This window comes from Wielerella bovis (genome assembly GCF_022354465.1).
Classification (GTDB): Bacteria; Pseudomonadota; Gammaproteobacteria; order Burkholderiales; family Neisseriaceae; genus Wielerella; species Wielerella bovis.
The window spans coordinates 2,190,412-2,212,547 of the sequence record NZ_CP092361.1 but is presented as its reverse complement, the minus strand read 5'-3'; the positions used below and the strand labels follow the sequence as shown (position 1 = coordinate 2,212,547).

The following is a 22,136-nucleotide window of genomic DNA, read 5'->3' as shown; positions in this document are numbered from 1 at the left end:
TGTTGTTGTCTATTCTTGATAAAATTCAATGGGTAAACCATCTGGGTCGCGGATAAAAAAGAATAATTTGCCTGTGTATTCATCGGTGCGAATGGCTTCGCAGGCAACGCCTTTGGCTTGCAATGTAGCACGATAAGCAACAGGGTCGGTAATGGCAAAGGCAATGTGGCGCAAACCGCAGGCTTCGGGTTGGGTCATGCGTGGTGGTGGATTAGGGAAGGAAAATAATTCCAAAACATAATCTTGCCCAATGCCTAAATCTAGTTTATACGATTGTCGTTCGGCGCGATAATATTCGCCCAATATCGTGAAACCAAGTATTTCGGTGTAGAATTTTTTGGAAATGGTGTAATTGGAGCAAATTAAGGCGGTGTGATGATGGCGCATGGGGGTTCCTTGTGGATAGGCAGCCTGAAAATATAGTCGCTTAAAATTAAAAATACTACTGCGTTGCCCACACCCTTATGTACTAGATGTACACGGCGGGGGTGGTCGCCTTGTCCTATTTTTATTTTAAGCGACTATAATAGGGCATATTTTACGCATAAATTTTTGAAATTCGTATTATTTTTTCTTTATAATGCCATCATTATCTCTCATAATTTTTCAGGCTGCCTATCATGTCTAAACGTTATACTAAACATCGTACCAAGCGCCATACCAAATCTAAACATCATTCTATTTATCCTGTGGTTATACGGGCTCTAATCCTGCTTTCATTGGGTGTGTGTTATTTGAAAGCAAATGAAGATAAAGTGGCTGCTTATCTGGCTGGAAAATTTGATGAGCAAACGCAAATAGACAATATAATGAATGAATTGCAAGAACAAAAAGAACAGCGAGAACGTACAAAAAATGAATCACAAAAGAAAGTGATTAATGAGAAAGCGGTTTACCGCTCCCCTGATTTTTTTGGATTAGATAATTTTTTGGTCAAACCGTTGCCGATTGCAGCACAAGTCAATCCTAATAATCACGTTCCTGAACAAGGGTTTGATGTTTATTTTATTGATAAAAATCAGCCTGAAAAAGTGGTGCATCAAGAAAATGTTGCGCAGATTGATTTGCATAGCCAATCTGATTTGCATGGTATTCTTGGGTCTAATTTAAAAACTTATTGGATTGGTAAAATTCGTATTCCAGTTGATGGAACCTATCGTCTTTCTACCAGTAGAACGGGAGATTTGCTGATAACGTTAAATAAGCACCGCATTTATAATAATAATCAAAGTGGGGGTACGCCTACGGAAATGTTGCAATTAGCGGCTGGGGAATATATTTTAGAATTGGAGTTTAGTAGTAGAGTGTCAGTAGAACAACTGGATTTATTCAGTCAAATTCAACCTGTTAAGGGGGAAATCAAGGAAGATATTGGTGATAAATTGGCGATGCTGTCCACAGGGAGGACACCTTTTTTGTATAGTGTATTGGTTAATGGCAGCACTCAAGCTAATCGTCGAATAGACGTGAATTTGCCCTATGCTACACAACCTTATATACTGGTTTTGGAGAATCGTGATACCGTAATTTGGCAACTGCATGGTGGCTCATCACCGCTGGCAATTTTGACAGAATCAAATGGCTTTATTGTGGCCAATGATAAAGTAAACGCTATTCCTCAATTTGTTGTAGCGAGAATGGGTAGTCCAGTGAGCTTATCTTCACCATCATCGTATGTATTTTATGATGCTGCACATTGCAGGTGTACTAATTTTTTTGCTGATAAAAAATCAAGATATGTTTGTCCCGATGATAAGAAAGCGCAAGAATTAAGTGCAGAATGGGCGCGATTTGCAATGCAAACATATCGCATCAATTTGGCAGGATTTAATGTGCATAAGGAAGAACAACAGATTGATGTTCCATATTATTCTGTGGAAAATCAAATAGCTCAATTAACGCCTCAAGCGGAATTATTGCGACGGATTGCATCTCAACAATGTAGTGCGGAAGAATAAACCAATAAATAGGCAGCCTGAAAAAATATTTTCAGGCTGCCTATTTAATTAAAATTATTCTTGTGGTTGATTATCGTCCAACAACGCATCTACAAACGAACGCGCATCAAATGGACGCAAATCATCAATGCGCTCGCCCACGCCAATATAGCGCACAGGAATAGCGCGATTGCTTGCCAATGCCGCCAACACACCACCGCGTGCTGTTCCGTCCAATTTGGTTACAATCAAACCCGTAACGCCCAACGCATCATCAAACGCAATCACTTGATTAACTGCATTTTGTCCAATATTCGCATCCAATACTACAATCACTTCATGTGGCGCATCAGGCATAGATTTCTGCAACACACGTTTGACTTTTTTGATTTCTTCCATCAAATGCAACTGAGTCGGCAAACGTCCAGCCGTATCCGCCAACACAATATCAATGCCACGCGCTTTTGCCGCTTCCACCGCATCAAAACACACCGCCGCGCTGTCGCCTTTTTCCTGCGAAATCACGGTTACGCCATTACGCGCACCCCATTCTTGCAACTGTTCACGCGCCGCCGCACGGAAAGTATCGCCAGCCGCCAAAATAACCGATTTGCCTTGCGATTGAAAATATTTTGCCAATTTGCCGATAGAAGTCGTTTTGCCCGCACCATTAATCCCCGCCATCATAATCACAAACGGCTGACCATTATTGGGAATTTCCAACGGTTTTTCCAACGGTTTGAGCAAATCAAACACCGCTTCTTTCAAGGCTTGGCGCAATTCATTGCCATCGCTCAAACCTTTGAGCGAAACACGCTGACGCACTTCTTTCATCAACATTTCGGTTGCTTCAATACCCATATCGCTGGTAATCAGCACCGTTTCCAATTCTTCATACAAATCTTCATCAATTTTGCCGCCGCCAAATACGCCAGCCAATGATTTTGCCATATGATTACGCGATTTGCTCAAACCGCGCGCCAAACGCGCCGCCCAGCTTAATTTATTGTCATCGTCATCTGCTGCCAAAATGGTGGCAGCTTCGGCAGGAATAGGAGCATGATTTTCTGCCAAATGTGGTTCAGAAACGGGTGTGAGTTCAGCAGGTTCAGGCAGCATTTCAGGTTGTGGCAATTCCTCGCCCACAATAGCTTGTTCCAGTGTTTCCGCACTTTCTTTGACTGCTGCAACCGCTTCATTGGCTACGATGCCTGCACGAAGTTCCAATTCGTCCAATTTATCGCTGACAGCATCTGCCAATTCCTCCGCGTCATGCGCCAAATCTTTGACAGTTTGTACCGCCTCATCTGCCAAAATACCCGCGCGCAATTCCAATTCATCCGCTTTTTCTTTGACTGCATGTGCCATATCGTTCGCCCAATCTTCTACGGGTTTGAGCGTTTGTGCGATATTGCTGCTGGGGGTTGTCCAATTATTTGTCGTTGTTGTGGTTTCAGGCTGCGTTTGTATTGCAGGTGGTGTTTTTGAATGTTCTGCCGCCATTTCGTTTTCAGGCTGCGTTTGTGTTTCTGATACAGTTTCGGTCGCAGTTTCCGTTTGTTCTGTTACCGTATCAACCGCAGAAGTTGTTTCTGGCGTGACTTTATCCGCTGCATATTCTTCATTGACAGGTGCAACTTCTGCCGTAGATGTTTCCACTTTTTCAGGCTGTGTTTCGGTTTCTGATGTGGTTGCAGCAACGGTTTCTGTATTTTCAACCAAATTATTTGTTGTGGTTTCAGAATGTTCTGGCGCAATTTCGTTTTCAGGCTGCGTTTGTGTTTCCGATGTGGTTTCGGTCGTAGTTTCCGTTTGTTCTGTTGCCGTATCAACCGCAGAAGTTGTTTCTGGTGTGACTGTATCTGCTGCGTGTTCTTCATTAACAGGCGCGATTTCTGTCGCAGCCGTTTCTACTTTTTCAGGCTGCGTGCTGGGAGAAACCTGTTCTTCTGATTTAAAAATTTTCTTTAAAAAGCTAAACATGGCGCGTTCTCTACTGGTAAAGTTTAAGCAAAAAAGTATTGTACCCGATTTCAGGCAGCCTGAAACATTTGGGAAAATGAATTTTTTAATACAAAACCGTTATAATTTTGTCATTCCTAATTTTTCAGGCTGCCTATTATGCTGCAACTCGTTCACATTTATAAATCTTTTCAACACAAAACAGTCGCACACGACATCAGTTTTACGGTCGCCAATGGCAGTATTACCGCTATTTTGGGCGCAAGTGGCAGCGGTAAATCCACATTATTAAACATCATCGCAGGGCTGACCCATGCCGATAGTGGCGATATTGTGTTGGACAATGTTTCCCAAAAAAATAGGCAGCCTGAAAACCGCCATGTCGCCATGATGTTTCAAGATTTCGCCTTATTACCACATTTAAATGTATGGCAAAACGTGGCATTTGGCTTGCGGATGCGTGGCGTGGATAAAGCAAGCGCGCGCCACACCGCGCAACAATTATTAAGTGAAGTAGGCTTGGACAAAATGGCGGAACGACAAATTGATGCCTTGTCGGGCGGCGAAAAACAACGCGTTGCCTTGGCGCGTGCCTTGGCTGGCGAACCAAAAATTTTGTTGCTGGATGAGCCGTTTTCCAGTTTGGACACCGCATTACGCACGCAACTGCAAACTTTGACCCGCGATTTGGTGCGGCGCAAAAATATTCCTGCGTTGCTGGTAACGCACGACCCTGCGGAAGCCTGTTTTATGGCGGATACTTTGGCATTGATGGCGGAGGGAAAATTGCTGCAACTGGATACGCCCGATGCCATATTGGCACGTCCGATTGATGCGCGAGCGGCGCGTTTGTTGGGTTGCTGGAATGTGAGCGATGCGCATTATGTGCCGCCTGATGCGGTGCGTGTGGATGAAAATGGCGTATTGTGTGCGGTGCGCGAGTGTTTCAGGCTGCCTTTGGGTTGGCGCGTTACGGTGGTGCATCCACAATGGGGCGATTTGGTGTTTTTTGCAGATAAGTTATTGAGTGGGGGAGAATGTGCGGTAAGGGTAGATGAATCGCAAATCGTGTTTTTTATAGTGGATTCAATTTAAATCAGGACAAGGCGACAGCGACCGCCGTGTACGCATAGTACATAAGGGAGCTGGCAACGCTGTACTGGTTTAAATTGAATTCACTATAGATTGGGATACGGAAATTTGAATCAGTTCTGCAAAAGTTTCAGGCTGCCTTTTTTGTGTGATGAATAGTGACTATTTTTAATCAAATTCATATCACATAAAGGCAGCCTGAAAACCATAATTAAAACGTTACGCCATATCGTTTTAATGTTTGCATCAACAATTCGCGTTTTTGATTGGTTTCCCATGCTTCACGCCACACTTCACGCGCTTTGTCTTGCTGACCGAGTTTCCAATAAATCTCGCCTAAATGCGTGGCGATTTCGGCATCTTTGTCATGTTCATACGCAAATGACACAAGACGCAACGCTTCTTCGGTGTCACCTTTGAGAAAATATGCCCAGCCTAAACTATCGCTGATTTGCACATCTTGGGGCGACATTTCATACGCGGTTTTCAGCAAATTCAAGGCTTCATCTAATTTGCCGTTGATGCTCAACAAAGTGTAACCCAGCGCATTGTGTGCAACGGCGCTGCTGGGATTCATGGTTAAATAACGGCGGAAATCGGCAACTGCTTTTTCAGGCTGCCCTAATTTATCGGCATAAACTAAACCGCGTTGCAACAAGATAAGAGACACATTGTCAGCATATTGCGGATTTTTTCTATCGCGTTCAGCTTGCGCTAACTGACGAGTTAATTCTGCGACCACTTGCGCAGGTGGCATGGTTTGGCTGATTGCTTGCAAAGAAATTCTATTGGCATCTACGCGTTCAAATACAGTACCTTGTGTTTCAGGCTGCTTTAATGCAGTTTGTGCTAATTCGCGTGCTTGTTGCCAATACTCTTGTTCTGCGGCAATGGTCGCGCGTAAAGTTGCTTTATCAAATTCAAATTTGGGTGAATCAATTCTCGTCGCCCATTGCTCGGCTTCTGCAAAACGATGTTTGCTGGCTAGATGCAAGGCAGCGTTGAGTGCGGCCTGCGCTCTTTCGTCTTGCTTACCAACTTGATAGGCTTTATCAAAATAGCCAACCACTTTATCTATATCATCGGGATGGCGGCGCATGGTTAATCGGGCAGCCTGAAAATACAAATTGGCTTTGGGGTCATCGCCAATTAAGTGCGACAATTTTTCTGCGGCTTCATCGTATTTTGCTTGATTGATGAGATTTTCTACTTCCAATTCCCGCCATGCGCTAGATAATTTGCTGGTGTTGGTTTTCTCAAAAAAACGGGTCAATAGATGTGGGTGTAATTGTGCCAATGCGCTTAAAGTCAGCGTGGTTTCTGGCAAAATATCTTCATCTTGTTTTGCCAAATGTTGCAAGGCTTTGATGGCATGTGATTCTTTGTTCACGCTGTACAAAACGTTGGCTACATTGGCTTCAATCAAATGGTCATAACGCGAAGCTGCTTTACGCACAAGAGATGGGCCATTTTTCAAAAAATCTGGGTAAACCAAACTAATCTGTGCCAGCATCAAAAAAGCGCGTTGGCGTTGCGTGTCATCAGCATGGGCTAACACAGCATCCAAATCTTTGAATACGGTTTCTTGGTCGCCCAATGCCAATGCTCGTGTCCATGCTAAACGTTGTTGTGCAACGCTGGGTGTGGGTTCAAATTCGCGCCACATTTGATAAATGGTTTCGGCAACATTGTAGGCACGCTCGGTAATGGCAATTTCCATTGCGCGTTCAGCGACTTCTGGGTCGCGTGTTTCGCGTAGTGTATTGAGATATAAAGATAATGAACGTGCAACATCGCCATTATTGTTTGCCATTTCTGCACTGATAAGTGTGAAGAGATGTTGTGTACGCGACACAATTTGTTCGCGACGCAAACGGTCAGCTTTTTCTTCTTCTGGGGTTAAGGTAATTTTTTGTGCGGGTGTGTAGATTTTTTTATTGTCTTGATGGTCGTTAGCGGCGTTCAGGCTGCCTGATAGAGCAAGTAAAACCATTAAACAAAAGGGAGTAATGCGATTTTGAAAACGAGACATAAGGTTTTCCGTTGTGTTTTCGTACAATATGAATAGGGCTATACTTTATCACAAGCATGGTGGATTTTTGGCAAAATATCGTAAATTATAGTCGGTGAAAATAAAAATAATACAGCGTTGTTCACTCTCTTGATGTGCGATTTGTACACGGCGGTCGCTGTCGCCTTGTCCTGATTTAAATTGAATCCACTATAGTCGTAGAAGTGAAAAAGCAGTACAAGGCGACAACGTCCGCCGTGTGTGAAAACACATCAGGACGTTGGCAACGCTGTAATGATTTTTCAATTCTGCGACTATATATTACATTTTCACTTTTGCGACTTTATAAATGACTATAATAAATTAAGGCAGCCTGAAAAATCTTCAGGCTGCCTGATTTATTGTATTGACATTATTTCACTTGCATAATTTGCAAGGTATTAGTACCACCAGATACACGCATACGCGCACCGCTGGTAATAATGTATTGGTCGCCCGATTTTAGTACTTCGCGTTCAACCAATGCTGCTTCTACTTCTTCCAATGCTTTGTCATGATTGGTGCTGGTTTCCAAATTCAACGGACGTACGCCACGATACATTGCCATACGGCGTTGTGCTTTTTCGCTTGGGGTTAGCGCGTAAATCGGTACCAAAATACCATAACGGCTCACTTCAAATGCCGAAGAACCGCTTTCTGTCAGCGATACAATCGCTTTGGCTTTCACTTGACGCGCCATATGTACTGCACCGCTGGCAATCGCGTGTGGCGTTTGGCTGGCATATACATCCACATCATCGGTTACACCAACCAATGAATCTTGTTCTTTTTCTGCTGTCGCACAAATAATCGCCATTTGACGCACAGTTTCAAAAGGATATGCACCCACCGCTGTTTCAGCAGAACACATTACCGCATCGGTACCGTCCAAAACCGCGTTTGCCACATCGCTCACTTCAGCACGCGTTGGTACAGGATTGGTAATCATGGATTCCATCATTTGCGTCGCGGTAATGCTGAAACGGCGCAATTCACGCGCACGTTTAATCATGCGTTTTTGCAGCGCAGGTACGGCAGCATTGCCTACTTCCACCGCCAAATCACCACGCGCCACCATAATGCCGTCCGATGCCAAAATAATGTCGTCCAAGTTTTCAATCGCTTCCACACGCTCAATTTTTGCCACCAAACCAGGGTGAACGGTTACACCCAAAGCGTCGCATTCGGTTTTGACCATTTCACGCGCTTGACGCATTTCATCGCCTGTTTTCACAAAGCTCACAGCTACATAGTCACAACCAATTTTGACTGCTGTTTTCAAATCGCGGAAATCTTTTTCGGTAAATGCGCCAGCCGACAAGCCTCCACCTTGTTTATTGATGCCTTTGTTGGATTTTAATTTGTGTGAATTATTGGCGATGGTGTGGATTTCGCTGCCAACCACTTTTTCAACGGTAACCGTCAGCAAACCATCGTCCAACAATAAAATATCGCCTGCTTTCACATCGTTTGGCAATTCGCGGTAGTCCAAACCAATGCGGTCGCGGTTACCTTCGCCTTCCAAAGCGGCATCGAACAATACTTTTGAGCCTGCTTCAATTTCTACGCTGCCATTTTCTAATTTAGATACACGAATTTTTGGACCTTGTAAGTCCGCCATAATCGCTACTTCCATGCCTGCTTGGCGTGCAGCTTCACGCACAATTTGCGCGTTATTTTCGTGAAATTCGGGTGTGCCGTGACTAAAATTAAAACGCACCACATGCAAACCACCGATGGTAATCATGTCGCGCAGCAAATCTACATTATTGCTGCCTGGACCAAGAGTTGCCACGATTTTGGTGTTGTGGCGAATACGAGTTAAATCGCGTTGAATAGACATTGTGAATTCCTTTATGTTGCAAAAATAATTTGAATTGGATTTGTAGTATTATAACGCTTTTCAAATAATATTGTATGAAAAATAATTGCTTTTTGTTGGTTATGAAATTTTATTACGAGATGATTGTGATATGTTGCCGTTTAAAATAGAAATAAATAAGACAGCAGTAATCACTATACAAAATCATGTTATTTAAGAGAAACTGGTAACACTGTATATTTTCAATATAAGGCAGCCTGAAACATATTTTGTTATTTAATAACAAAATATGTTTCAGGCTGCCGTAGTTATGGATTAATTTTCAAAACGCTTGAATACCAGCGTACCATTGGTGCCGCCAAAACCAAACGAGTTGGAGGCAACCGCACTAATCGGCATTTTGCGCGCAGTATTGGCGCAGTAATCCAAATCACAACCTGCTTCAATATCTTGATTGACCAAGTTAATGGTTGGTGGCGCGATTTGGTCGCGGATAGCTAAAACACTGTACACTGCTTCCACGCCGCCAGCCGCACCGAGCAAATGCCCTGTCATGGATTTGGTGGAACTTACGATCAATTTTTTCGCGTGTTCGCCAAATACGGCTTTGGTGGCATTGGTTTCATTGGCATCACCCAATGGTGTGGAAGTACCGTGTGCGTTTACATAATCCACGCTTTCGGGCTGCATATTGGCATCTTGCAAGGCACGAGATAATGCCAATGCAGGACCTTCGGCATTGGGTGCGGTAATGTGATGCGCATCGGAACTTGCGCCAAAACCAACTAATTCAGCATAGATTTTTGCACCACGTTTTTGTGCGTGCTCCAATTCTTCCAATACCAACACGCCTGCGCCTTCGCCCATAATAAAACCATCGCGGTCTTTATCCCAAGGACGTGATGCGGCGGCTGGGTCGTCATTGCGTGTAGATAAAGCCTTCATCGCTGCAAAACCACCGATGCCTAATTTGCATACGGCAGCTTCTGCGCCACCAGCAATCATCACGTCTACTTCACCATATTGGATTTTGCGGAATGAATCGCCAATTGCGTGCGAACCTGATGCACAAGCGGAAACGATGCCGTAATTGTGTCCGCGATAACCTTTTAAAATGGTAATATGCCCCGAAATGAGATTAATCAGGCAGCCTGGAATGAAAAATGGATTAATTTTGCGCACACCACCTGCTACAACTGCATTAGCGGTTTCTTCAATGGTAGGCAAGCCGCCGATGCCTGAACCAATGTTTACACCCACGCGGTCTTTGTCTAAATTGGCAAAATCATCCAATTTGGCATCGTCAATCGCTTGCAATGCGCCTGCAATGCCATAATGGATAAAGGTGTCCATGCGACGTGCTTCTTTCGCAGGAATATATTGCGTAATATCAAAATCTTTCACTTCGCCTGCAATTTGGCAAGCCAAGTCAGTTGCGTCAAATCTGGTAATTGAACCAATGCCGCTTTTGCCTGCTAGCAAATTTTGCCACGCGCTTTCTACATCATTGCCTACAGGGGAAATTTGCCCCAAGCCTGTAATGACTACTCGTCTTTTCATGGTTATCTCGTTTGCTTAATTATGAAGTGTGTTTCAGGCAGCCTGAAAATCACATTTGTAATAGACAAACAGCTTCTGATGAAGCAGCCACAAGCCGTCAATCAGAAGCTGTTTGAACGCAATTTCAAATTACGCTTGTTTTTGGTTTACATAATCAATAGCGGCTTGAACCGTAGTGATTTTTTCTGCATCTTCATCTGGAATTTCGCAGCCGAATGCTTCTTCCAAAGCCATTACTAACTCAACGGTATCCAAAGAGTCTGCACCCAAATCATCTTGGAAAGAAGATTCGTTTTTCACTTCTTCAATGGCAACGCCCAATTGTTCTGCAACGATGCTTTTTACTTGTTGTTCAATAGACATGTTTTTAATCCTTAAAAAATAAAGCCTTACGGCAGGTAAATAATGTTTCAGGCTGCATATTTTGTGTTATGCAATCTGTTTAGAGTGTTTTATCTAAATGCAATTTAGCGATTTTAAACGGTTTTTGGTAATTTTGGCTACTGTTTAACGCAAAATCATGCAAATAATTTTTCAGGCTGCCTGAAAATGTTGCTTAATCTTGTGGCACATAGCCTTGTACTTTATCAGTTTCGCCATCGCCAAAAAAGTAATTTTCCATTTGTTGTGCCAAATATTCGCGTGCGCGTGGGTCGGCGAGTGAGAGACGATTTTCGTTAATCAACATGGTTTGATGGCGTGTCCATGCGTCCCATGCTTCTTGTGATACGTTATCAAAAATGCGTTTACCCAGTGCATTGGGCAGGGGTTGAAATTTCATTGCAGGTGCTTCTTTACCCAGTTTCACGCAGTTTACCATACGGGTCATGATTGTTCCTTTTGTCTATGTAAGTTGTGTGGTCTATATGCAGCGTATATTAACAAAAAGTAAGGGGCACTGACAATTTATTCCGCTGATAAGGGCAGCCTGAAAAATCAGAAAATCTATATTTATTATGGGATTTCAGGCTGCCTTTTATTTTTTTCTACTTTGTTCTAGGGACTGTTGGCAGGCATTCACCAATGGGTTGGATGCAAAATACGACTTCCTTGTTTTGCAGATACATTATTAATTATATGATGACTTTACATTCATTAACAAACAATTCAAAAGTGAACGCCAACTATTTGATTAATTACTGCCTGAATGATTATTTCATATCAAATTTTCCTATTTTTTGAAATTAAATATCGTTATTTATTTTCAGGCTGCATTTTAATCGTTATTAAATCTTTTCATTTGTTAAAATATTTAAAGATTTTGTTATTTTGCGTTATACTTTTAACAAAATTTAACAACAGATGAAAGGGAAATCATGTACGACAGTAAACTTTCTTGTTTGGAACAAGCTTCGGTGGCTGATGGTTTACATTGTGTCATCAATGCGGTGAATGCGCCATTGTGGGATTGGTTGGTTTGGATTTTGATTGGCGTGGGATTATTTTTCACGGTGGCAACAGGTTGTGTGCAAGTGCGTTTATTTGGGCGCAGCGTAAAAGCCATTTGGACGAGTCGTTCGAAAAACAATGAAAATCAGGGTTTGAGTTCGTTTCAGGCATTTGTAACAGGTTTGGCATCGCGTGTCGGCACAGGCAATATTGCGGGCGTGGCGATTGCGATTACAGCTGGTGGCCCTGGTGCGGTATTTTGGATGTGGATGACGGCGTTTATCGGCATGAGTTCGGGTTTTGCTGAGTCGGTTTTGGCGCAATTATACAAAGTGCGCGACAAGCAAACGGGTAAATTTCGCGGAGGACCTGCGTATTACATCGCACATGGTTTGAATCATCGTGGTATGTCTATTTTGTTTTCAGTGTGTTTGATTGTGTGTTGCGGTTTTGCTTATCCGTCTATTCAAGCCAATACGATTACGCAAGCGATGCAATCGGCATTGGGCATGGCGGCTGGACAAGGTGGCAACAATAGTGCGTGGGAAACGTATCAATATGTAACCGCGGCTGGCTTGGTGATTTTGACCGCACCGATTATTTTTGGCGGCATGTATCGCGTGGCAAAAGCATCAGAAATTATTGTACCGATTATGGCGATATTGTATTTAGGCGTTGCTGCGTTTGTGGTACTGACCCATTTGGGAAAAGTACCCGAAGTATTGGCGTTGATTTTCCGTGATGCGTTCACGTTCAAAGCGGCGGGTGGTGGTTTTTTGGGTGGCATTATTTCGCAAGGTATGTTGCAAGGCATTAAACGTGGCTTGTATTCCAACGAAGCGGGTCAAGGTACGATGCCAAACGCAGCAGCGGCGGCAGATGTGAAACACCCTGTATCACAAGGTTTGGTGCAAATGATTGGTGTATTTGTGGACACGATGATTGTGTGTACCGCCACTGCAATGATTATTTTGTTGTCCAGCACGCCGAATAATCCCGATTTAAGCGGTATTCAAGTAACCCAAGCGGCATTGGAAACGCATATTGGCGCGTGGGCGCAACAATTTTTGGCGGTCGTGTTGTTTGTGTTTGCCTTTTCGTCCATTATCGGCTCGTATGCGTTTGCCGAAACTAATGTGCAATATTTGCACGCGGGCAAAAAAGTGATAATCGCGTTTCGTTTGATTACTCTATGTTTCGTATTTTGGGGCGCAGTTGCCAAAGTTGGCGTGGTGTGGGATTTGGGCGATTTGGCGATGGGAACGATTACGCTGATTAACTTGGTGGCGATTGCGGCGATGTATAAAATGGTGAAAGTGCTGTTGAAAGATTACACCGACAAAATCCAACAAGGACAAGCCGAACCTGAATTTAAATTGGCAGAACATCCTGAATTGCAAGATAAAATTAAATCGCATAATGTTTGGTAATTTGTTTTCAGGCTGCCCTATTTAATTTGTTTTATCTTAAAATAGGCAGCCTGAAAAATACGATTAAATTAATTTTATATTTTATATTTTCAGGCTGCCTATTTTGCATCATCTACAAAAGGCAGCCTGAAAACTTATCCCGAAAGAAAAAACATGAAACCTTTATTGATTATTGAAACAGGACACGCATTTGCCGACATTATTGAAACACAATGCGATTTTAGCGACATGATTGCCCAACGTCTGCCCAGCGAATTACCCATCGTCAAAGTGGACGCGATGGGCGGCGAAAAACCACAATCGCCCGAACAATACAGCGGCGTGATACTGACAGGCTCGCACGCCATGGTCAGCGACAAAGAAGCGTGGAGCGAAGCAACCGCACAATGGTTGCGCGAAGCCGTTGCCGCCGATTTGCCCGTGTTTGGCATTTGTTATGGACATCAACTATTGGCGCACGCGCTGGGCGGCGAATCCGATTACAATCCCAAAGGCGCAGAAATCGGCACATTTGCCATTCAAACCACCGCCGCCGCACAAAATGACCCTTTATTTTGCGACTTGCCCAGCGAATTTGCCGCGCAAACATCGCATTCCCAAAGTGCACTCAAATTGCCCGCCAACGCGGTTGCACTTGCCAACAATTCACACGAAAATCATCACGCATTTCGTTTTGGTCGCCACGCATGGGGCGTGCAGTTCCACCCCGAATTTAACGCGCAAACCATGTTCGCCTACACCAAACATCAAGCGGATAAATTGACAGATGAAGCAGCCACTCTCGCCGCCATTAGCGAAACGCCCGAAGCCGAAAGCGTATTGCAACGATTTGGCGAATATGTCTTGCAATTAAATCAACAGAAATAATTTGCAGAACCTGTATTATGCAGCCTGAAAAACAAATAATGATGGATTTTTTGTACAAAGGCAGCCTGAAAATGGAAAAACGCATTTTCAGGCTGCCTTTTGCTATAATCGCACCACCATACTTTGAATGAATTTAAAGGATACATCATGCTCCACCTATACAATACCCTCACGCGCCAAAAAGAAAAATTTGAACCGCTAGACCCAAAAAACGTCCGCATGTACGTTTGCGGCATGACGGTCTATGACTACTGCCATTTGGGACACGCGCGTGTGCTGGTGGTGTTTGACATGATTGCGCGTTGGTTGCGTCAACAGGGTTATCCGCTCACTTACGTCCGCAATATTACGGATATTGACGACAAAATCATCGCCCGTGCCAATGAAAATGGCGAAACCATTCAGCAGCTTACCGCACGATTTATCCAAGCGATGAATGAGGATTCGGACGCGCTGGGCGTGTTGCGCCCCGATGTTGAGCCGAAAGCCACAGAACACATCGCCCAAATGATTGAAATGATTGAACAACTGATTGCCAATGGCAAAGCCTACGCTGCGGAAAATGGCGATGTGTATTATGCCGTGCGCGAATTTGCCGCTTACGGGCAATTATCGGGCAAAAGTCTGGACGATTTGCGCGCGGGCGAGCGCGTGGAAGTGGACGGCTACAAGCGCGACCCATTGGATTTTGTGTTGTGGAAAGCCGCCAAACCCGAAGAACCGCATTGGGCAAGCCCTTGGGGCAACGGTCGCCCAGGCTGGCACATTGAATGTTCGGCAATGGGCGACACGCTGTTTGGGCAAACTTTTGACATTCATGGCGGTGGTGCGGATTTGCAGTTTCCGCATCACGAAAATGAAATCGCGCAAAGTTGTGGCGCACACAATTCGGGCTGCAACCATGTTCACGAAAGCAAACCGATTCAAAGCCATGTTAAGTATTGGTTGCACAACGGTTTTATCCGCGTGGACAATGAGAAAATGTCCAAATCGCTGGGCAATTTTTTCACGATTCGCGATGTGTTGAAAAAATACCCTGCGGAAGTGGTGCGCTTTTTCATTTTGCGTGCGCATTATCGCAGCCCTTTGAATTATTCGGACGCGCATTTGGACGATGCAAAAAATTCATTGGCGCGTTTGTACAATGCTTTGCAAAATACGCCGCCAGCCGAATTTGCCTTGTCGGAAAACGCCAATGATTACACGCGCCGTTTTTTTGCTGCGATGAACGATGATTTTGGCACAGCCGAAGCCATGGCGGTTTTGTTTGAAATTGCCAATGAAATCAACAAAAATCAATCGGCTGAACTTTCAGGCTGCCTGAAAACCTTGGGTGGCGTGTTGGGTTTGCTGCAACAAAATCCGCAAACATTCTTGCAAACGGGTGGCAGCGAAGAAGGTTTGTCTGCCGATGAAATCAACGATTTAATCGCACAACGCAAAATCGCCCGCGAAACGAAAAATTGGGCGGAAAGCGACCGCATCCGCGATATTTTGGCGGAACACAAAATCACGGTGCGCGATGGCGCAGACGGCACAACTTGGACGCGTGGATAATATTTCAGGCTGCCTTTTGTTTATGCAACAAAAGGCAGCCTGAAACGCTTTTTTCATATTGAAACAGGAGATACATCATGAAAAAATGGTTTATCATTTCAACAATTTTGCTGACTGGTCAAATTTATGCGGCACCGCTTTCGGCGGAAGAATTGACACGTGGTAAATGGGTGTGTAGGGCAGATTATCCGAATATTAACGTATCCACTATGGATGAATATGAATACCGTGCTGACGGTAGTAGTAAAAGCATAGGCGCAGTGGTAACAAATATGCCAGATGTTTTGTTTGCTTATCGGGTGGAAAGAACGGGGCGTTGGACATTAAAAGGTGATGTGCTGACCGAAGTCGTGCATAAGGATTCGGTTACGCGCAGACATCCTGATGAGACATTGACCTTGATAAATACAAACCCAACAGCAGCAGATTTGGATAATTCTTTTTATACCATTTTATCTGAAAATGCTGACACCGACATAGGCAATACGATTTCTTTAAAAATTAAAAAGATAGATGATGATACGTTTGCGGTGCGGCAACTGGATATCGATGGTTCGGAGCTTGATATGCAAGGTAAATGTGTACGCTTAAAAGCAGAATAGGCAAAAAATAAATCCAAAGGCAGCCTGAAACATTTTCAGGCTGCCTGAAATAATATTTACAAAGTATAAAATGATGAAAAAACGCTTATTTTTCGCGCTGCTGTGTCTTTCAGGCAGCCTGAACGCCGCGCCTTTGCAAGGTATTTCGTTTTCACATCACAACTGGGAAGTGGTCTGCGACAATACGGGAACGTGTCGTGTGGCTGGCTATCAGGACTATGGAGACCACCGTGCGGTTTCGGTTTTGTTCACGCGCGCGGCTGGGGAAAATGCACCGATTAAGGGGCGAATTGCTTTGGTTCAACCTGAAAATGTACCCATATCAGACATACGTTTGGTTTTGAATAATCAATCATTAGGCAGCCTGAAATTGGATAACGATGGTTATGGTCAATTATCGCCACAACAAACTCAAACTTTACTGCAATCTTTGAAATATCAAAATAAAATCAGAATATTGTCGGGAAAATATGAATGGGAAATATCGGATAAAGGTGCGTCGGCGGTGCTGCTTAAAGCCGATGAATTTCAACGGCGGTTGAACACGCCAAATGCGTGGTTGAAACGTGGCAATAGCACGCACCCTGTGTTGCAGCCACAAGCGAAACCGCAAATTCGGGCAGCCAAAGTGCCACAAACGGGACATTTTACCTTGAAATCGGGTGCAAAAAATCATCGTCAAGTATTAGATTTATTGCGTGCAGCAAACAAAAAGCAAGGCGAGCAAGAAGAATGTTTTCATTTGCAAAGCGATGAACACGGTTTCAAATTGGACATCAATGTTTACCCATTGAGCCAAGATAAAAAATTGGTAGGCGTGTTGTGTGCAATGGGTGCCTACCAAGCATCTATGTTTTATGCGATTACAAATAAATCGTTGAGCCGTGTTGATGAAATTTTGCCGAATGAATACGGCGGATTGTCGGACTATGACCCCGAAACAGGTGAATTGCATGGGAGTTTTAAAGGGCGTGGCTTGGGCGATTGCTGGTATTTTCAAACAGCAGTTTGGAATGGCAGAACGTTTGTGAAAACGGAAATATCGGGTTCGGAGTTGTGTCGTGGATTTGCGGGTGGCGCGTGGTCTATGCCGAAATTGGTAAGTGATGTGATTCGTGTCAAATAAATGAAAAGGCAGCCTGAAAAATGTTTTCAGGCTGCCTTTGGTTTATTTCAACCATTATTTTGTGTTTTCGGTAAACGCCATAATGCCGTTAATTCCCGCTTGTTTCACGGTTTCGGTAAAGGCGATTAAGTCGGTTTCTTTGGGCGCATAACTCATGGCTTTAATCAGCATGGGCGCATTCAGTCCGCTAATCATGGCAGATTGTTGTGGCACAATCATTTTCATGGCGGCATTGCAGGGGGTTGCGCCGAAAATATCGGTCAAAATCAATACGCCGTGTCCACGATTGATTTCGGACAGCAATTCATAAGCGCGATTGATGATGCTTTGGTGGTCATCATCGTGCTGGACATTCAAAATGTGAACATGGCTTAAATCTTGTCCTGCGAAAAAATGGCTGCCGATTGTGGTATAGGCTGCACCGAGTGTTTCGTGCGTAATAATCAGTAGGCTAATCATGGTTTATATTTGTGATGATTTGAGATGGATAGTTTAACTGAATTTTGGCTTTTCAGGCTGCCTTTTGTATTTTGGTATGGTTGCTATCATGTGAATATGAAAAAATTTTATACGAAATAATCAAATTTCCCATTTGTTATTCATGAGAACACCATTTATAGTGTATTTATTTGATATTTGAAATGTGATTTCAGGCAGCCTGAAAAAATTTAGGAACAATTATATGGACATTAAACAACAAATCAATCATAACCCGATGAGTGCAACACAATGGCTGGTAGTGGCATTGGCGGTGTTATTGAATATGTTAGATGGTTTTGATGTATTGGCAGTAGCATTTACCGCGAAAAGTATCCGCAGTGAATTGGGCTTATCCGCAGCGCAAATTGGCTCATTGATTAGTGCAGGCTTGATTGGTATGACGATTGGTTCGCTGACTTTGGGTCCATTGGCGGATAAATTAGGTCGCCGCCCCTTGTTACTGATTTCTACTGCGGTATCGGCATTGGGCATGGCGCTGACTTATTTTGCTCATTCGGTGGAAATGATTGCATTTTCGCGCGTATTAACGGGTATTGGCGTAGGCGGTATTTTGCCTTGTACCAATGTGATTGTGAGTGAATATGCCAATAAAAAATGGCGTGGTTTGGCAATCGCTATTTATGCTTCGGGTTTTGGGATTGGGGCAATGTTGGGCGGTATTTCAACGGTGGCGTTGCAAACAGAATATGGTTGGCGTGCCGTATTTTTGCTCGGCGCGGTAATGACGGCGATTGCATGGGTCATTTTGTATGTATTGCTGCCTGAAAGCGTGGATTATTTGTTGAACAAACGTCCTGCCAATGCCAAAGAACGGTTGGATAAGATTTTGGCAAAAATAGGCATTACGGGCGCATGGGAATTTCCTGTTCAGGCTGCCTCTGCGGTAAAAAAAGTATCATTTTTGCGTTTGTTTGAAAAAGAAAATATTCGCATGACTTTATTGATTTGGTTGGCTTTTGTTACGGTCATGGCATCATATTATTTCATCAGTTCGTGGACACCTGCATTGTTGGAAGAGGCGGGTATGCCCAAAACGAAGAGTCAAACGGTGGGTATGGCAATTTCCATTGGTGGTGCGATTGGTTCGCTGGTGTTTGGTTTTTTGGTTAGCCGTTGGGATGCGCGTAAAGTATTGTTGGCGTTTACCGTATCGGCAGCTGTGGCAGTGTGTGTTTTTGTTCCAGCAACTTCGGCTGCATTGAGTTTGTCATTGGTGTTGGCGGTATTATTGGGCGCATTGGCAAACGGTTGCATTGCAGGTTTGTACACCATCAATCCTACTTTGTACGCGGCAGATTTTCGTAGTACAGGCGTGAGTATGGCGATTGGTGTGGGACGCATTGGTTCAATGATTTCTCCTATATTAGTTGGTTTTTTGTTGGACGATGGTTGGCAGAAGAATCAGTTGTATTTTGGTGCGGCGGTAGTCTTATTGGTGGCAACGGTAGCATTGGCATTGTTGAAACCTAAAGTTGCTTAAAATTAAGGCAGTCTGAAAATATTTTCAGGCTGCCTTTTATAGTGAATTCACTAAACCAGTACAGCGTTGCCAGCTCCCTTATGTACTATGTGTACACGGCGGTCGCTGTCGCCTTGTCCTGATTTAAATTGAATCCACTATATCCTTAAAATGTATAAATGGACTGTTTTCTGTTAGATTGAAACTTTTGTAAACTTATTCAGGCAGCCTGAAAACTTGTAGCTCAGATATTCGTATCTAACGTTTCAAATCAAAACAAATATTTATTAAATATGTGAAATATCGGGTTCAAGAGTTCGAGCTACAATTTTGGGTTTTGAAAAGGTCCTAGATTTTGCAATGTTAGCATGATGAAAGTTGTCTTACCATCGTTAAAATTTAATATATAGTCTTGATTTATCTTGTGATAACATCACATTATTTATAGTGAATTCAATTTAAACCAGTACAGCGTTGTCAGCTCCCTTATGTACTATGTGTACACGGCGGTCGCTGTTGCCTTGTCCTGATTTAAATTGAATCCACTATAATTACGCAATCAATTATTTTTCAGGCTGCCTATTGATTGAATTGCAATAAAAAGGCAGCCTGAAAACGATATAAACAGGATTCATCATGCTTACTCAAACCATTCAAATCATTAATAAACTTGGCTTGCACGCGCGCGCATCGTCTAAATTTGTCCAAACTGCGTCCCAGTTTCAGAGCGAAGTTTGGGTAACGCGCAATGGCAAACGTGTGAATGGCAAGAGCATTATGGGCTTGATGATGTTGGCTGCTGCCAAAGGTGCTGAAATTGACATCGAAACCAATGGCACAGATGAGGTTGCTGCAATGAATGCTCTCGTATCTTTGATTAATGATTATTTTGGCGAAGGGGAGTAATAATCATGATAGTGTTACATGGTTACGCCGCAGGTAAAGGCATTGCCATTGGACGCGCTCATTTGGTGGTACGCGGCGTATCCGAAGTGCCACAAAGCAGCCTGAAAACCGAGGAAATCCCAAATGAAATTGCTCGTTTTGAAGCTGCGGTTAAAACAACGCGCAAACAGTTGGAGCAACTTCGTGGTGCTATTCCCGAAAATGCGCCAACTGAATTGGGTGCGTTTATTTCGTTACATTTGATGTTGCTGACGGATGCCACTTTGTCGCGAGAACCCATTGATATTTTGGAAGAGCAAGCCATTAATGCCGAATGGGCATTGAAAATTCAAACTGAACGCCTATCGCAACAATTTGATGAAATTGATGATGAATATTTGCGCCAACGTAAACAAGATATGCTGCAAGTAGCTGAACGTTTGCAAAGAAACCTGATTGGGCAAAGTACGGAGTTGAATTTAGAAGCCACTTTGTTGGACGATACAATTCTAATTGCGCATGATTTATCACCAGCTGATACGGTTTACTTTAAAGACCAACGTGTTGAGGGTTTTGTAACCGATATGGGTGGGCCTACTAGCCACACCGCAATTCTTGGACGCAGCCTGAATATTCCTTCCGTGATTGGTTTAGGGAATGCACGAAGATTAATTAGTGAGCATGAATGGGTCATTGTAGATGGCATCGGCGGGGTATTGATTATTAACCCCGATGAATTGGTATTGACTGAATATCGTCGTCGTCAAAAAGAATATCGTACTCATCAACGCGCACTAAATAAACTGAAAAAAACCGCAGCTGAAACATTAGATGGCGAGCAAATTGAATTATTAGCTAATATTGAAAATGTGGACGATGTCAAAGCCATTCATAATTTAGGTGCAGACGGTATTGGTTTGTTTCGCAGCGAATTTTTATTTTTAAACCGCGATACGCTACCAAACGAAGCAGAGCAATACGAAATATACAGTGAACTTGTCAAAAAAATGAAAGGCAAACCGCTCAATATTCGCACCGTAGATTTGGGTGTAGATAAAAATCCACGTTGGTTTGGTAACAATAGCACGCCCAATGCGGCACTCAATCCTGCACTGGGTTTGACAGGTATCCGCCTGTGTCATGCCGAACCCATTATGTTTCGCACACAAATGCGCGCCATTTTACGCGCTGCTGTATATGGTAAAGTTAAAATCATGTTTCCCATGATTGCCAGTTTGTCAGAACTCAAACAAAGTTTAGTGCATTTGGAAACTGCCAAAAAACAACTTATCGAACGTGGCGAAACATTTGGCGATGTAGAAATCGGTTGCATGATAGAAATCCCGTCAGCCGCTTTGACTGTATCTAGCTTATTGAAATGGGTAGATTTTGTATCCATTGGTTCAAACGATTTGGTACAGTACACATTGGCAGTAGATAGAAACGATGATAGCGTCAGTTATTTGTATCAACCTGCCCATCCAGCCATTATCAAATTATTAGCACACATTATCCGAACTGCTAATCGTATGGGAAAAACGGTTTCCGTTTGTGGAGAAATGGCTGGTGATACACAATATACACGTCTATTATTAGGTTTGGGGTTGCGAACTTTTTCTATGAATCCTAGTAATTTATTATCTGTGAAAGATGCTATATTACACGCACATGCAGATAAATTAGAAAGCGATGTAGTTAAACTAGTACGCAATGAAGACCCTGATAAGGTAGATGTTCTACTGAAAAAATTAAATGAGGCAGCCTGAAAGATAAGCAAATATAATGTACTCAAAGTATGGCTTTGCGCCGTCACACCCATGCTTGGGGTGTTTTTTTGGTAGGGAGGGTATTGTTTCCATGGTGAGGTGCAACTTGTCGCATCAAAAAATCAAGGGTA

Annotated in this window: 19 protein-coding genes; 10 read left to right on the top strand and 9 right to left on the bottom strand. The window is 43.4% G+C overall.

Annotated elements, in window-relative coordinates:
* Positions 1-9: 9 nt before the first annotated feature.
* Positions 10-387, bottom strand: a complete 378-nt coding sequence (gene gloA2 / locus MIS45_RS10780) for an SMU1112c/YaeR family gloxylase I-like metalloprotein (RefSeq protein WP_249446906.1) — start codon at positions 385-387, stop codon at positions 10-12.
* A gap of 233 nt (positions 388-620) precedes the next feature.
* Between gloA2 and MIS45_RS10775 the strand changes: the two genes are divergently transcribed.
* A complete protein-coding gene (locus tag MIS45_RS10775) occupies positions 621-1,958 on the top strand; it encodes a PA14 domain-containing protein (RefSeq protein WP_249450521.1) in 1,338 nt (445 codons plus the stop codon).
* Positions 1,959-2,012: 54 nt separating this feature from the next.
* Here the strand turns inward: MIS45_RS10775 and ftsY are convergent, their stop codons facing one another.
* A complete protein-coding gene (gene ftsY, locus MIS45_RS10770) occupies positions 2,013-3,305 on the bottom strand; it encodes a signal recognition particle-docking protein FtsY (protein WP_249447748.1) in 1,293 nt (430 codons plus the stop codon).
* A gap of 753 nt (positions 3,306-4,058) precedes the next feature.
* Between ftsY and MIS45_RS10765 the strand changes: the two genes are divergently transcribed.
* Positions 4,059-4,994, top strand: a complete 936-nt coding sequence (locus tag MIS45_RS10765; RefSeq protein ID WP_249450520.1) for an ABC transporter ATP-binding protein — start codon at positions 4,059-4,061, stop codon at positions 4,992-4,994.
* A 208-nt stretch (positions 4,995-5,202) separates the two neighbouring features.
* On the opposite strand, the gene MIS45_RS10760 is transcribed toward MIS45_RS10765, so the two are convergent.
* The 5 genes from MIS45_RS10760 to MIS45_RS10740 form a co-directional block, all read right to left on the bottom strand.
* On the bottom strand, positions 5,203-7,023 hold the full coding sequence (locus MIS45_RS10760; RefSeq protein WP_249450519.1) for a tetratricopeptide repeat protein: 1,821 nt from the start codon (positions 7,021-7,023) through the stop codon (positions 5,203-5,205).
* Between the two features lie 391 nt (positions 7,024-7,414).
* Complete coding sequence (gene pyk, locus MIS45_RS10755; protein ID WP_249442622.1) at positions 7,415-8,884, bottom strand: pyruvate kinase; 1,470 nt, start codon at positions 8,882-8,884, stop codon at positions 7,415-7,417.
* A 294-nt stretch (positions 8,885-9,178) separates the two neighbouring features.
* Entirely contained in the window at positions 9,179-10,423 is a 1,245-nt protein-coding gene (gene fabF, locus MIS45_RS10750) for a beta-ketoacyl-ACP synthase II (protein WP_249450518.1), read from the bottom strand.
* A gap of 129 nt (positions 10,424-10,552) precedes the next feature.
* The gene (acpP, locus tag MIS45_RS10745) at positions 10,553-10,786 is read right to left on the bottom strand and encodes an acyl carrier protein (protein WP_249442620.1); all 234 of its coding nucleotides are present in this window, start codon (positions 10,784-10,786) and stop codon (positions 10,553-10,555) included.
* A 193-nt stretch (positions 10,787-10,979) separates the two neighbouring features.
* Positions 10,980-11,252 carry an oxidative damage protection protein gene (locus MIS45_RS10740; RefSeq protein ID WP_249442619.1) on the bottom strand — a complete coding sequence of 91 codons (273 nt, stop codon included), beginning with the start codon at positions 11,250-11,252 and terminating at the stop codon, positions 10,980-10,982.
* Between the two features lie 487 nt (positions 11,253-11,739).
* Here MIS45_RS10740 and MIS45_RS10735 point away from each other — a divergent pair, with 487 nt between their 5' ends.
* Together MIS45_RS10735 and MIS45_RS10730 are read left to right on the top strand one after the other, a co-directional pair.
* A complete protein-coding gene (locus MIS45_RS10735; protein WP_249450517.1) occupies positions 11,740-13,242 on the top strand; it encodes an alanine/glycine:cation symporter family protein in 1,503 nt (500 codons plus the stop codon).
* 153 nt (positions 13,243-13,395) lie between these two features.
* Entirely contained in the window at positions 13,396-14,109 is a 714-nt protein-coding gene (locus MIS45_RS10730; RefSeq protein WP_249450516.1) for a glutamine amidotransferase, read from the top strand.
* Here the strand turns inward: MIS45_RS10730 and MIS45_RS10725 are convergent.
* On the bottom strand, positions 14,097-14,258 hold the full coding sequence (locus MIS45_RS10725) for a hypothetical protein (RefSeq protein ID WP_249450515.1): 162 nt from the start codon (positions 14,256-14,258) through the stop codon (positions 14,097-14,099). The two genes, MIS45_RS10730 and MIS45_RS10725, sit on opposite strands and share 13 nt — an antisense overlap.
* On the opposite strand from MIS45_RS10725, the gene cysS reads away from it, so the two are divergent.
* The 3 genes from cysS to MIS45_RS10710 all read left to right on the top strand — a co-directional run bounded on the left by cysS (position 14,257) and on the right by MIS45_RS10710 (position 17,394).
* Positions 14,257-15,666: a cysteine--tRNA ligase gene (cysS, locus tag MIS45_RS10720; protein WP_249442616.1), complete on the top strand. Its 1,410-nt coding sequence runs from the start codon at positions 14,257-14,259 to the stop codon at positions 15,664-15,666. The genes MIS45_RS10725 and cysS overlap by 2 nt on opposite strands.
* A 77-nt stretch (positions 15,667-15,743) precedes the next feature.
* Entirely contained in the window at positions 15,744-16,268 is a 525-nt protein-coding gene (locus MIS45_RS10715) for a hypothetical protein (RefSeq protein ID WP_249450514.1), read from the top strand.
* A 70-nt stretch (positions 16,269-16,338) separates the two neighbouring features.
* On the top strand, positions 16,339-17,394 hold the full coding sequence (locus tag MIS45_RS10710) for a DUF1176 domain-containing protein (protein WP_249450513.1): 1,056 nt from the start codon (positions 16,339-16,341) through the stop codon (positions 17,392-17,394).
* A 54-nt stretch (positions 17,395-17,448) separates the two neighbouring features.
* On the opposite strand, the gene MIS45_RS10705 is transcribed toward MIS45_RS10710, so the two are convergent.
* A complete protein-coding gene (locus MIS45_RS10705; RefSeq protein WP_249450512.1) occupies positions 17,449-17,853 on the bottom strand; it encodes a PTS sugar transporter subunit IIA in 405 nt (134 codons plus the stop codon).
* Positions 17,854-18,076: 223 nt separating this feature from the next.
* Between MIS45_RS10705 and MIS45_RS10700 the strand changes: the two genes are divergently transcribed.
* The 3 genes from MIS45_RS10700 to ptsP all read left to right on the top strand — a co-directional run bounded on the left by MIS45_RS10700 (position 18,077) and on the right by ptsP (position 22,005).
* On the top strand, positions 18,077-19,375 hold the full coding sequence (locus MIS45_RS10700; RefSeq protein ID WP_249450511.1) for an MFS transporter: 1,299 nt from the start codon (positions 18,077-18,079) through the stop codon (positions 19,373-19,375).
* A 615-nt stretch (positions 19,376-19,990) separates the two neighbouring features.
* Positions 19,991-20,260 (top strand): HPr family phosphocarrier protein, encoded by a 270-nt coding sequence (locus MIS45_RS10695; protein WP_249442611.1) that lies wholly within the window; start codon positions 19,991-19,993, stop codon positions 20,258-20,260.
* Positions 20,261-20,265: 5 nt separating this feature from the next.
* Positions 20,266-22,005, top strand: a complete 1,740-nt coding sequence (ptsP, locus tag MIS45_RS10690; protein WP_249442610.1) for a phosphoenolpyruvate--protein phosphotransferase — start codon at positions 20,266-20,268, stop codon at positions 22,003-22,005.
* The last annotated feature ends 131 nt before the right edge of the window (positions 22,006-22,136 follow it).